Below are 12,656 nucleotides of genomic sequence, written 5' to 3'. Positions count from 1 at the left end.
CGCTACACCCCCCGCGAGGCCTCGCGCATGGACCCGCAACAGCGCCAATGCCTGGTGCTGTGCCAGGCTGCGTTGCACGCGGCGGGGTATCGGTCCGGTCGCGAGGCGGGCCATTGTGGCGTGTTCGTTGGTACGCGCGCCGACACCTGGCATGACCAGCAGCCACAGGATGACCGCAGCGCGTCCGATGCCATGCTCACCCTGGGGGGGCGCAGCAGCGACGCGATGGCCACGCGGGTCGCCTACAAGCTCGACTGCACCGGCCCTGCGATCAACGTGGCGAACTTCTGCTCGGGTTCGCTGCTGGCGGTGCACCTGGCATGTGCCAGCCTGCGCGCTGGCGAGTGCGACCTGGCGTTGGCCGGCGGGGTGTGCGTGCGTTACCCGGCGCACGTCGGCTATGTCCACCACGAGGGCGGCATCTTGTCGCGCTCAGGGCGGGTCAGGGCGTTCGACACGCGTGCCGATGGCACCTTGTTTGCCGATGCGGCGGCGTTCGTCGGCCTGCGCCGGTTGCGCGATGCCAGGCGCGACGGCAACCCGGTGCTGGCGGTGATCAAGGGCTCGGCGGTGAATAACGATGGCTTGGAGAAGGCCGGCTATACCGCGCCGAATGTCAAGGCCCAGGAGCGAGTCATCCGCGAGGCGATGCAGCGCGCCGGTGTACTGCCGGAGCAGATCGGCCTGATCGAAGCCCATGGTACGGGCACGCCGGTCGGGGACGCCGTCGAGTTGCGGGCGCTGTCGCGCATTTTCGAAGGCGTCGCGGCACGCAGCTGTGCACTGGGTTCGGTCAAGGCCACGCTTGGGCATGCCGACTGCGCCTCGGGCATCGTCGGGCTGGTCAAGGCGATACAGGCCGTGCGCTGGGGCGTGCTGCCAGCGACCAGCCATTGCGAACAACCCTGCGACGAACTGCTCGACCCGGCGTCGCCATTCGATGTCAGTGGCAGCAGCCGCGCCTGGGGAAAGGCGCCGCAGGAACGTCTGGCCGGGGTCAGTTCGTTCGGTATAGGCGGCACCAACGTGCACGTCGTGATCGGCGGCGCCGCGCAGCTGAATTGAGAAACGCTGGTTGTCATTCTAAGGAGGGAAGTATCGATGCATACCGTGCAATCCAGGGAACAGGACCTGATCGAAGTATTTGCCCAGGCCTTCGGCCTACCGACGGCGGCGGTCGACATCGACGCGCCGTTGACCGAAATGGGCGCCGATTCATTGCAGCTGTTCGAGGTGCTGGCGCCGATTCAGCGGCAGTTCGGGGTGAAGCTGTCGGTTCGCCAGTTTTTCGCCGAGCTGCAAACCATTCGCCAGTTGAGCGAGCACCTGCGTGATCAACCCGACCAAGCCTGCGCCGAGTCGGTTTCGGCCGAGCGTGCCAGTGGCGCCTTCAAGTGGATGCGCCGCAGTGCGGAGCCGGTCGAGTCTCAGGCCCGTGAGCGCTACCTGGCGGATTTCATTCCACGTTACAACCAGCGCACCGCGCAATCCAAGGCGCATGCCTCGGCCGTGCGTCAGCGGATCGCCGACAGTCGTTCGGGCATCGGCTTCAAAGGTTCGGTGAAAGAGCTGCTGTACCCCTTGGTGTGCACGGAGTTCGATGGCGTCAGGGTGCGCGACCTCGATGGCAACGACTACATCGACATGACCATGGGCTTTGGCACGCACCTGTTTGGCCATGCGCCGGCATTCGTGACCCGTGCGGTCGAGCAGCAGCTCGAGCAGGGCTTTGGCCTGGGCGCGCGCAATGCTACAGCGCTGGACGTGGCGCAGTTGCTGTGCGAGATCACCGGCATGGACCGCGTTGCCTTCGTCAACAGCGGCACCGAGGCGATCATGAACGCCGTGCGGGGGGCGCGCGCGGCGACCGGGCGTAACCATGTGGTGATGTTCTCCAGTAGCTACCATGGCCATTGGGACGCGGTGTTGGCCAGTGCCGACCCCACACGCTCGGGGGCGACCTGCCCGGTGTCCATCGGTATCCCTGAAGGCATGGTGGCCGATGTCTCGGTGTTCGAGTTCGGTTCCGAGGCGGCGCTGGCGTTTCTTGCCAGCCATGGCCAGCAGGTGGCTGCGGTACTGATCGAGCCGGTCCCCACCCGTGACCCAGGGCTTGCCGACCCGGGCTACTTGCGTGCCTTGCGCGACGCCTCGCAGGCGATCGGGGCGTTGTTGATCTTCGATGAGATCGTCACCGGGTTTCGTGTGCACCCGGCGGGTATACAGGGCTTGTTCGGCATCGACGCTGACCTTGTGACCTATGGCAAGACCATCGGCGGTGGCATGCCGTTGGGTGTGGTCGCCGGGCGCAAGGGCACCCTTGACGCCATCGATGGCGGCCCCTGGCAGTACGGCGATGCCAGCTTCCCGGCCGTGGAGCCGACCTTCTTCGGCGGTACGTTCTTCCAGCACCCCTTGGCCATGGCCACCGCCAAGGCTTCGCTGCTGGAGGTGAAGCATCGCGGTGTGGCGTTCACCGACGCACTCACCGTGCGCACCCAAGCGTTCACGGCGCGCCTGAACGACCTCTTCTCGACGTACCAGGTGGCCATCGAGGCGCGCAGTTTTTCCTCCTTCATGCGCCTGGTGCACCGGGAGAACATGGACCTTCTCTACTACAACCTGCTTCTTCGTGGCGTCTACATCTGGGAGTGGCGCTGCTGGTTCATCAGCGCCGAGCACCAGGACCAGCACCTGGACCAGGTCTACCAGGCCTTCGTCAAAAGCCTCGAAGAGTTGCGAGAACAAGGACTGATCTAGCCATTTGGGCGATGGCCATGTCGGCCATCGCTACCTGCTCACCCAGAGAGCCAACAAGGAGTGTTCTCATGCCATTGCGTAACCTGAAAGTCTTCATCGGCGGCCCCATCCAGTTCGCCATCCGCCAGGATGGGTTCGACCAGGCGCTCAAGCAGACCATCGAGCTGGCGGTAGAGGCCGTGCGCGATCTCAACGGCCAGGTACTGTCGGCGCACCTGGCCGAAAGGTTCGGTGTCGACACGCCGGACTTCACGCCGGAAATGGTGTCGCGCCGAGATTTTGCCTGGATGCAGGAGTGCGATGTGTTCATGCCTATCCTGCCGGTGCTGCCCAATGGCGAGCTGCTGCGCACCGACGGCACGCACATCGAACTGGGCTGGGCATCGGCCTTGCGCCGCCCGGTGTTGCTGCTGACCGAACTGCCGATCGTCGACAGCGCCAGCCACTTGCTCAAAGGTTTGGAGCAGATCGGCAAGGTCGCCAAGCTCGATGTGCGGGAGTTTCGCGCCAACCCCTGGCAGATCGGGGAGATCTTCCAGGAAATGCTTGCCGAGCAGGTATGCCCGGTACAGGCGTGAGCGACTTCACGTGCCCTTTGGCGTTTTTGATCACAAGGATGCAGTGATGAACAATCGTGGACAGCACAGCACGTATTCGGTGCTCGGCATGCAACTGACGTCGCCGTTGATCGTAGGTTCGGGGCTGTTGACCGACCAGGCCAGGAACATCCGCCAGCTACTGGCGCGTGGGGCCGGCGCAGTGGTTACCAAGACCATCTTCCCCGGCTGTGAGAAAACCCATGCCGAGCGAATCTACGCCCTCGATACCGGCATGTTGAACAACACCACCTACTCCAAGCGCTCGGTCGCCGATTGGCTGGTGCTGCTGGGGCAGTTCCGCCAAGAGGGCCTGGCGGTCATCGCGTCCATTCATGCGGCCTCGCCCGAGGCCCTGGGCGAGTTGGCCGAACAGGTGGCCCAGGTCAGCGATTGTCCGCTGGAGCTGGGCATCTCCTGCCTGCATGCCGAGGATGTCATCGAAGACACGCCTGAGCGGGTCGAGGCCTATGCGCATGCGGTCCGCCAGCGTACTCGTGCGCCCTTCGCCGTCAAGCTGGCACTCGGCCAGGGCCTGTACGAACGCGCCCAGGCCGCGCAGCGTGGCGGCGCCGCCGCGTTGACCTTGAGCGATACCATTTCCGGGCTGGCATTCGACAGCGAGTGCAAGGACGTGGTGTTGGGTGGGGTGTGCGGCTATTCCGGCGCGGGGATCAAGCCGCTGGTACTCGCCGCGATCTTCGAGCTGCGCCAGCGCGGCTTCACCTTGCCGATCATGGGCTGTGGTGGGGTGGGCAGTGGTCGCGATGTGCATGAGTACCAGTTGGCCGGTGCCCAGACTGTGCAGGTGTATTCGGCTTTGCACCAGGACATGTTCGACACCCTTGGGCGAATCACCGATGAGTACTTCGCGCTGGCCCAGGCGCCTGCCAAGAGGGTGGCCGGATGAGCGAGCACACCGTGGAGCTGTTCAGTGAACTGACCAGCAAGGAAGTGCGCCAGGCGGTCGAGGGGCGAGTGTTGGTCTGGCCGATCGGTGGTATCGAGCAACACGGCCCGCACCTGCCGCTGAACGTCGATGCCTTGATCCCTGAGGCGTTTGCCAAGGCCGCGTGCATCGACCAGCAGGCGATCATGCTGCCCTTGTTGCCGATTTCGGTGCGTTCGCTGCCGCAGAGTGGGGGTGGGTTGCAGTTTCCCGGCACGGTCTTCGTCGAAGGGGGCACCTTCATCGATTACCTGGAGCAAGCGCTTCGCAGCCTGGCGAGCTTGCCGTTTCGGCAACTGGTGATCATCAACGGCCACTACGAAAACGAGGGGTTCATCTTCGAGGCATTGGACAAGGTTCGCGGCCAAGGCGTCCTCGGCCAACGCTCGGTGCTTGCCTTCAGTTGGTGGAGCCTGGTCGATGAGCGGTGGGTGGCCGAGCATTTGCCGGAGTTCCCGGGTTGGCATGCGGAACATGCCGGCATCACCGAGACCAGCCTGATGCTGCACCTGCACCCACACCTGGTACGGGCTGAACGGCCGGACCATGAGCATCCGCCGCGGTGTGGTGTCTACCAGCTGCCGCTGAGGGCCGATGCGTCGACCGAGGGGGTGCTGTCGAAGACCTCGACGGCGAGTGCCGACATCGGCAAGCGTTTGTTTGGCCATGTTCGCCAGCAGATTCGAGACCTGCTCGCCGAGGTTGAGGGCCGCGTGTAACACGTGCGCCGGCAGCGAGTGCCGGCGCGTTTCACCGCAATCACGCAGGCTGCTGTGAGGTACTCAGCAGTAGCTGGCGAAGCTCGCCAAGGAAGTGTACGGGGGGGTGTTCGGTAAAGAAGTGATCGCCTTCCACACTGGCCAACCGGAAGCTGCCCGATGTCAGGTCTTTCCAGGGCCGCATCATGCCTTGGTCGACGATACGGTCCTGGCGACCATGAAAGGCCAGTATGGGGCAATCGATGATCAGGCTGGGGTCGAACTGCCAACTTCGGCACAGGGCGAAGTCGGCTTGCAGGATCGGCAGGAACAACGAGGCAAGTTCTGGGTTGTGCAGTACTTCCAGGCAGGCCGGGTTGAACTCGCCGAGTCGCTTGATGGCGGTATTCGGGTCAGTGTCATTTATTTGCGGAAGGTATTTTCGGAAGGCCGGGTGAGCACTGGAACAGATGACCAGGCATTCCGGTTCCATGGCGTCACCCAACTGCTTTAGTTGTTGCGCCAACTGGTAAATCAACCAGCCGCCCATGCTGGTGCCCAGCAAGGCGAAGCGACAACCCTGAAAGTGGTGAAGTTCATCCGCCAATAACTCGGTCATGAGTGCCATGCGTGTGACCAGGGGCATGTTTATATGTTGGCCGCGCCCTGGAAGTTGCACGGGGTGTACCACGATTCCCTCGAGTTCGGGGCCATTCCAGCGGTTGTAGAAGTCGGCATTGCCACCCGCATAGGGAAAGCACAATAGATTCAGTTTTTCACGGTCGGCCGTTTTTGAAAACAGCATGACAGGTTCCTCATCCTTGAAGCGTTGGGTAACTGAAAGCCATTGAGTTCAGGAAACTTCCACGTCGGCCGGTGTGTTCACGAACGGTAGGTCGAGCTGGTAGAGGCGCGCCAGGTTCAGGTGCAGGGTCAAGCTGTGCTTGATCTTGCGGTTCAGGTCGGCCGGGGTCAGCCCGACCAATACCCCTTCATCCAGCAGGCGTGCAACCTGGCTGCGCGAGAGGCACAGCTTGCGCGTGAGGATATTGATGAGGCGTACCGGGATGACCTGTTCGAAGTCGATGGTGATGCTCAGTTGCTCAACGCCAGAGAGCGCGTAGGGGGAGGGGCCGAGGATGTCGTAAGGTGGGGTGGGCCCCAGCTCGGCGTTGTTGCGCTTCAATAAACTGTAGTCGTAAGCATGGCGACGGACTTCGTCGAGGTCGTTATGCAAATAGCGCTGATGAACATCGGGGTCTAACTTGTTGGTATTAATGCGTTCGTGAATGTCGATGTTCCAAGTGTAGTCACACTTTTCGCATTTGTAGATATTCCAGACGTCGAGGGTTTTTTTCTGGGCATTGACCCGGAAGGTGCCGGAGGGAAGAAAGAGTTTTTTGGTTTCGCAAGAAGGGCAGCGTTTGGTAATGGGTTGATAGCCGAGCGGCATTATCAACCAATTGACATGTCCATTTGTCATTGGGTTGATCCTGTTTGAATTGTCGGCGGTACCTTAGCGCGTTATGTTTTTTTCGACAAGACACTCGAAAAGTGGTTTCTATGCTGGATGTTTCTGCATGTAAGAGATGTCTTACTTTGCTGTAAGTTATTTTGTTTGCTGTGGCTAAGATAAAGGCTGTTTGTAATGAGGGTGCGAAAATTAGTCTCATCCAAATGAATAAGGGGGCAATGCGCCCCCTTATTCATTTGGATTGTTTATTTACGGGTTGGTGTAGATTTGGTCGAACACGCCACCGTCGTTGAAGTGGGTCTTCTGCACGGTGCGCCAGTCGCCGAAGGTCTTCTCGACCGACAGGAACTCGACTTTCGGGAAGCGATCGGTGTACTTGGCCAGCACGGTCGCGTCACGCGGGCGCAGGTAGTTGTTCGCGGCAATTTCCTGGGCCGCCGGCGACCACAGGTACTTCAGGTATTCCTCGGCCACGGCCTGGGTGCCTTTCTTGGCGACCACTTTGTCGACCACGCTGACCGGCGGCTCGGCCTCGGCCGACACGCTCGGGTAGACCACTTCGAACTGGTCGCGGCCGAACTCGCGGGCGATCATTTCGGCTTCGTTTTCGAAGGTCACCAGCACGTCGCCGATCTGGTTGGTCATGAAGGTGGTGGTGGCGGCGCGGCCACCGGTGTCGAGCACCGGCGCCTGCTTGAACAGCTTGCCGACGAATTCCTTGGCCTTGGTTTCGTCACCGCCTTGCTTGAGCACGTAGCCCCAGGCCGAGAGGTAGGTGTAGCGGCCGTTACCCGAGGTCTTGGGGTTGGGCACGATCACCTGTACGCCGTCCTTGAGCAGGTCGGGCCAGTCTTTCAGGGCCTTGGGGTTGCCCTTGCGCACGATGAACACGGTGGCCGAGGTGAATGGCGCGCTGTTGTTCGGCAGGCGGGTCACCCAGTTGTCCGGCACCAGCTTGCCGTTGTCGTTCAGGGCGTTGATGTCGGTGGCCATGTTCATGGTGATCACATCGGCCGGCAGGCCATCGATCACCGCGCGGGCCTGCTTGCTCGAGCCGCCGAAGGACATCTGGATGTTGACCTTCTCCTTGTGCTCGGCTTCCCAGTGCTTCTGGAACGCTGGGTTGTAGTCTTTGTAGAAATCGCGCATCACGTCGTAGGAAACGTTCAGCAGGGTAGGAGCAGCTTGGGCGAGGTTACCCAGGGCCAGGCCTGCGGCCAGCAGGGAGGCAGTGAAGAGTCTTTTCACGACGCGGTCCTTGTTCTTTGAGGGTTAACGGCATTTTGCCAGCGACTATAGCGGGTCGCTGGCAGGCGTTTAAAGAACAAAAAACGCTTTGTTTATAACGCCCGCTACAGCGCGGGCTTGTTACTGGGAAACAGCGCATTCCCACACCGCGAACAGAACGCCGCGCCGTGCTCGTGGCTCTTTTTCGCACAGGTCGGGCAGTCATGCTGCAACTGCTCCCCGCGCATCGCGTTGGCCAGTTCGGCGGTGAAGATGCCGGTGGGCACGGCGATGATCGAATAGCCGGTGATCATCACCAGCGACGAAAGCACCTGCCCCAGCGGCGTCTTCGGCACGATGTCGCCGAAGCCCACGGTGGTGAGGGTGACGATGGCCCAGTAGATACCCTTGGGAATACTGGTGAAGCCATGTTCGGGGCCTTCGATCACGTACATCAAGGTGCCGAACACGGTCACCAGGGTGGAAACGCTGAGCAGGAACACGATGATCTTCTGCTTGCTGCCCCGCAGCGCCGCCAGTAGGTAGTGCGCCTGCTTGAGGTAGGGGCTGAGCTTGAGCACGCGGAAGATCCGCAGCATACGGATGACGCGGATGATCAGCAGGTACTGGGCGTCGCTGTAGTACAGCGCCAAGATGCCCGGCAAGATCGCCAGCAGGTCGACCAGCCCATAGAAACTGAAGGCATAGCGCAGAGGCTTGGGCGAGCAATACAGGCGGGTGAGGTACTCGGCCAGGAAGATCGCGGTGAAACCCCATTCGATGCCTGCCAGCAGGCCGGCATAGTTCTGGTGCACTTCGTCGATGCTGTCGAGGATCACCGTCACCAGGCTGGCGAGGATGATCAGCAGCAGGATCTTGTCGAAGCGTCGGCCGGCGAGGGTGTCGGTCTGGAAGATGATGGTGTAGAGGCGTTCGCGCAGGCTTGCAGGGGTGTCCATGGGCTCTGTCCATTGGGCGGTGGGCAGAGCCTAGGAGGTGGTTTTCAGCTGTGCAAGCGGTGGGCGCCACGGCGTTGGTGGGATTTTGCCAGGTGCTTGCCCAGGTGCATCAGCCAGCAGGCGAGGACGAACGGTGCGGTCAACCCGGCAATGGGCATCAGCATGAGCAGCGATTGCAGCAACAGTGCCAAGGCAATGGCCAACAAGGTCACCCAGGGGCGCTCGCCCATGCGGCTGAAGGCCAACGCCGCCAGCGCAGCATTGAACCCGTACAACCCCAGCCATACGGCCTGCGTCTCCCCGGCCAGCAGCGCCATACCACCGCCGAGCATCGAGCCAATCACTGCCCAGGTGGCGGCGTAGGGGTGGGCGAAGTACAAGCCGATGACGATCAGCAGCCCGGCCATGGGCTTGTCGAGCAGGAAGATCTGCCCCACCCCGCGCAGCAGCGCATACAGTGGGTCGGCCTCGACATACGGGTTGGCCGAGGGCTCGGCCACCAGCAGTACACCCCAACCCAACAGCACGAACGGCGCGGTGTAGGCCACCAGCAGCTTGCCGCCGCGCTTGCGCCATTGGTGGGTGATGATGCTCGACAGGCCACCTGCGGCGATGATCAGCGGCGGCAGGATCGCCGACCAGGGCAGCACGGCGGCGATGAGGATGCCGATGAGCACGCCGTTGTAGCAGTACAACCCGGCCTGGCGGTCGGCACGGTCGTAGCCGCGGCGCTGGGCGGTGAGCAGGCCCGAGAGTGCACCGAGCAGGGCGCCGCCGACCAGGTCGGGGGCGGTCAGGAGAATGGCCAGCAGACAGCACAGGCCGCACAAGGGGTTGCGCAGCAGCAGCACCTGGCTGAAGCCGTTGAGCAGTGCCGTGGCCCAGTCGGGGCACGGGTTGACGAAATTTTTGGTGTACATGGGCAGTCAGTGAGGTTGGAAGGGCAGCGGTGGGCCTCTTTGGGCCTCGGGTTTTCCGCGGTGTCTGGTGCATCGGTGTTCGGGGAGGGCCTTGCCCTCCAATCGCGACACAAGGCCGCTCCCACAGGTTTGGCGGTCCCCTGCGGGAGCGGCCTTGTGTCGCGAAAGGGGCGCAGCGCGCCCCCAGGGTCAGTCAGACCAACGTCTCGATCCGCAGCGTATTGGTGGTCCCCGGCTTGCCGAACGGCACCCCGGCGGTGATCAGCAGCGTGTCGCCCCGGCTGGCCATGCCCTGGGCCTGGGCGATCTCCAGCGCGGTCGAGCAGATCTCGTCCACCTGGCGCAGGCGGTCGTTGACCACCGAGTGCACTCCCCAGGCCACGCTCAGGCGTCGCGCAGTGTTCAGGTTCGGGGTCAGGTTGAGGATCGGCGCCCGTGGCCGCTCGCGTGCAGCGCGCAGGGTCGAAGCGCCGGACTCGCTGTAGTTGACCAGCACCGCCACCGGCAGGATGCCGCTGATACGGCGGATCGCGCAGCTGATGGCATCCGACACCGTGGCCTCGGCCTTGGGCCGGCCGACGTCCAGCTGGGCCTGGTAGTCCGGGCCGTTCTCCACCTGACGGATGATCTTGCTCATCATCTGCACCGCTTCGAGCGGGTAGTCGCCCGAGGCGGTCTCGGCCGACAGCATCACTGCATCGGCACCTTCGGCCACGGCGTTGGCCACGTCGGTGACCTCGGCGCGGGTCGGGGCAGGAGAGAAGCGCATCGACTCGAGCATCTGCGTGGCCACCACCACCGGTTTGCCCAGCTGGCGGCAGGTGCCGATGATGCGTTTCTGGATCTGCGGCACGCTCTCGGCCGGCACTTCCACGCCCAGGTCGCCGCGGGCGACCATGATCGCGTCGGACAGCTCGGCGATGGCCTGCAACTGCTCCACCGCCGAAGGCTTCTCGATCTTGGCCATCAGGTAGGCGCGCTCGCCAATCAGCTGGCGCGCCTCGACGATGTCCTCGGGGCGCTGTACGAACGACAGCGCCACCCAGTCCACGCCCAGCTCCAGGCCGAAGGCCAGGTCGCGGCGATCTTTTTCGGTGAGTGGCGAGAGGTCGAGCACCGCCTGGGGTACGTTGACGCCCTTGCGGTCGGACAGCTCGCCGCCATTGAGCACTTCGGTATCGATGGCATCAGCGTGCTTGGCGGTTACCCGCAGGCGCAGCTTGCCGTCGTCGAGCAGCAGGTCCATGCCGGGCTCGAGCGCGGCGATGATCTCGGGGTGCGGCAGGTTGACCCGACGCGCGTCGCCCGGGGTTTTGTCGAGGTCCAGGCGCAGGGCCTGGCCGCGTTGCAACTGTACCTTGCCCTCGGCGAAACGGCCCACGCGCAGCTTCGGCCCCTGCAGGTCCATGAGGATGCCCAGCGGGTAGTTGAGTTGCTGCTCGACTTCGCGGATCCACTGGTAGCGCAGGGCGTGGTCGGCGTGTTCGCCGTGGCTGAAGTTCAGGCGGAAGATATTCACCCCGGCCTCGACCAGTTGGCGGATGTCGTCGATACCGTCGATCGCGGGGCCGAGGGTGGCGAGGATCTTTACTTTTTTATCGGGCGTCATGATTGCAAGGTCTCGAGAATCAGAATGGCGCGGAAGTCGTTGACGTTGGTGCGGGTCGGTTCGGTGACGATCAGCGCATCGAGGGCGGCGAAATAGCCATAGCCGTTGTTGTTGTCCAACTCATCGCTGGCCGACAGGCCCAGGGCTTCGGCGCGGGCGTAGCTGTGCGGGGTCATGAGGGCGCCAGCGTTTTCTTCCGAGCCGTCGATGCCGTCGGTGTCACCGGCCAGGGCGTAGACCCCGGGCAAGCCCTTGAGGTTTTCGGTAAGGCTGAGCAGGAACTCGGCGTTGCGCCCGCCACGGCCATTGCCGCGCACGGTGACGGTGGTCTCGCCACCGGAGAGGATCACGCAGGGGGCCTTGAGCGGCTGGCCGTGCTGCACGATCTGTCGGGCGATACCAGCGTGCACCTTGGCCACCTCGCGTGATTCGCCTTCCAGGTCGCCGAGAATCAACGGGCTGAAACCGGCCTTGCGGCACTTCACCGCCGCAGCTTCCAGCGACTGCTGGGGCTTGGCGATCAGCTGGAAGTGGCTGCGCGCCAGTGCTGGGTCGCCGGCCTTGACGGTTTCCGAGGCGGGGTCGTTGAGCCAGTCGATGACCGCTTTCGGGGCTTCGATGGCGTAGCGCTTGAGAATCGCCAGGGCATCGGCCGAGGTGCTCGGGTCGGCCACGGTGGGACCGGAGGCGATGACCGTGGCCAGGTCGCCGGGCACATCCGAGATCGCATAGGTGTAGACCGTGGCCGGCCAGCACGCCTTGGCCAGGCGGCCGCCCTTGATCGCCGAGAGGTGCTTGCGCACGCAGTTCATCTCGCCAATGGTGGCGCCGGACTTGAGCAGGGCTTTGTTGATCTGCTGCTTGTCGGCCAGGGTCAGGCCAGCGGCGGGCAGGGCCAGCAGCGCCGAGCCACCGCCGGAGAGCAGGAAGATCACGCGGTCGTTTTCGCTCAGGTCGCTGACCATTTCCAGCACCCGCTTGGCCACTGCAAGGCCTGCGGCATCGGGGACGGGGTGGGCGGCTTCGACCACTTCGATCTTCTGGCAGTTGGCGCCATGGCCGTAGCGGGTGACGACCAGGCCCGAGACTTCGCCTTTCCAACTTTTCTCGACCACTTCGGCCATGGCAGCGGCCGCCTTGCCAGCGCCGATGACGATGACCCGACCGGTTCGGTCGGCGGGCAGGTAGGGTTCCAGGACTTGACGCGGGTGGGCGGCGGCGATGGCTGTGTCGAACAGCTCGCGCAGTAGGTGTTGCGGATCGACCGACATGGCAGGCTCCCAAAATTCTTGTTGTTTTGCAGAATCGAAAACGCCCCCGGAACGGCCTCCGTGCAGGCCGAACCAGGGGCGGTGTTGCTCGGTGAGGCCTTACTTGTCGCCGCGAATCGAGAAGTTGGCCATGTGCTCCAGGCCCTTGATCAGCGCCGAGTGGTCCCAGTTGCTGCCGCCGATGGCTGCGCAG

General features: G+C 63.3%; 12 protein-coding genes and 1 pseudogene. 5 read left to right on the top strand and 8 right to left on the bottom strand.

What is annotated here, in order from left to right; all coding sequences use genetic code 11:
- The 5 genes from ACQKPE_RS24030 to ACQKPE_RS24010 form a co-directional block, all read left to right on the top strand.
- Nucleotides 1-1,065 (top strand): polyketide synthase (locus ACQKPE_RS24030; protein ID WP_427669171.1); only part of this gene is annotated, 1,065 nt, incomplete at its 5' end.
- A gap of 36 nt (nucleotides 1,066-1,101) precedes the next feature.
- On the top strand, nucleotides 1,102-2,760 hold the full coding sequence (locus tag ACQKPE_RS24025) for an aminotransferase class III-fold pyridoxal phosphate-dependent enzyme (RefSeq protein ID WP_427669170.1): 1,659 nt from the start codon (nucleotides 1,102-1,104) through the stop codon (nucleotides 2,758-2,760).
- Nucleotides 2,761-2,828: 68 nt separating this feature from the next.
- Nucleotides 2,829-3,338, top strand: a complete 510-nt coding sequence (locus tag ACQKPE_RS24020) for a hypothetical protein (protein ID WP_427669169.1) — start codon at nucleotides 2,829-2,831, stop codon at nucleotides 3,336-3,338.
- Nucleotides 3,339-3,384: 46 nt separating this feature from the next.
- Nucleotides 3,385-4,266, top strand: a complete 882-nt coding sequence (locus ACQKPE_RS24015) for a hypothetical protein (RefSeq protein ID WP_427669168.1) — start codon at nucleotides 3,385-3,387, stop codon at nucleotides 4,264-4,266.
- Nucleotides 4,263-5,024, top strand: a complete 762-nt coding sequence (locus tag ACQKPE_RS24010) for a creatininase family protein (protein ID WP_427669167.1) — start codon at nucleotides 4,263-4,265, stop codon at nucleotides 5,022-5,024. The genes ACQKPE_RS24015 and ACQKPE_RS24010 overlap by 4 nt, the downstream gene beginning before the upstream one ends.
- Before the next feature lie 40 nt (nucleotides 5,025-5,064).
- On the opposite strand, the gene ACQKPE_RS24005 is transcribed toward ACQKPE_RS24010, so the two are convergent.
- The 8 genes and pseudogenes from ACQKPE_RS24005 to ACQKPE_RS23970 all read right to left on the bottom strand — a co-directional run.
- A complete protein-coding gene (locus ACQKPE_RS24005; protein WP_427669166.1) occupies nucleotides 5,065-5,808 on the bottom strand; it encodes a thioesterase II family protein in 744 nt (247 codons plus the stop codon).
- Between the two features lie 48 nt (nucleotides 5,809-5,856).
- Entirely contained in the window at nucleotides 5,857-6,486 is a 630-nt protein-coding gene (locus ACQKPE_RS24000; protein WP_427669165.1) for a DUF1062 domain-containing protein, read from the bottom strand.
- 240 nt (nucleotides 6,487-6,726) lie between these two features.
- Nucleotides 6,727-7,725, bottom strand: a complete 999-nt coding sequence (locus ACQKPE_RS23995) for a sulfate ABC transporter substrate-binding protein (protein WP_427669164.1) — start codon at nucleotides 7,723-7,725, stop codon at nucleotides 6,727-6,729.
- 104 nt (nucleotides 7,726-7,829) lie between these two features.
- Entirely contained in the window at nucleotides 7,830-8,663 is an 834-nt protein-coding gene (locus ACQKPE_RS23990; protein ID WP_427669163.1) for an ion transporter, read from the bottom strand.
- A 44-nt stretch (nucleotides 8,664-8,707) separates the two neighbouring features.
- A complete protein-coding gene (locus ACQKPE_RS23985; protein ID WP_427669162.1) occupies nucleotides 8,708-9,583 on the bottom strand; it encodes an urea transporter in 876 nt (291 codons plus the stop codon).
- A gap of 193 nt (nucleotides 9,584-9,776) precedes the next feature.
- Nucleotides 9,777-11,192, bottom strand: a complete 1,416-nt coding sequence (pyk, locus tag ACQKPE_RS23980; RefSeq protein WP_427669161.1) for a pyruvate kinase — start codon at nucleotides 11,190-11,192, stop codon at nucleotides 9,777-9,779.
- A complete protein-coding gene (locus ACQKPE_RS23975; protein WP_427669160.1) occupies nucleotides 11,189-12,463 on the bottom strand; it encodes a glycerate kinase type-2 family protein in 1,275 nt (424 codons plus the stop codon). The genes pyk and ACQKPE_RS23975 overlap by 4 nt, the downstream gene beginning before the upstream one ends.
- 99 nt (nucleotides 12,464-12,562) lie before the next feature.
- Nucleotides 12,563-12,656 (bottom strand): annotated as a pseudogene (locus tag ACQKPE_RS23970) (2-hydroxy-3-oxopropionate reductase); the annotation flags it as partial.

Origin of the sequence: Pseudomonas sp. NPDC089554, assembly GCF_050280645.1 — a bacterium.
Taxonomy (GTDB): domain Bacteria; phylum Pseudomonadota; class Gammaproteobacteria; order Pseudomonadales; family Pseudomonadaceae; genus Aquipseudomonas.
This window is presented reverse-complemented; position numbering and strand designations above follow the sequence as displayed.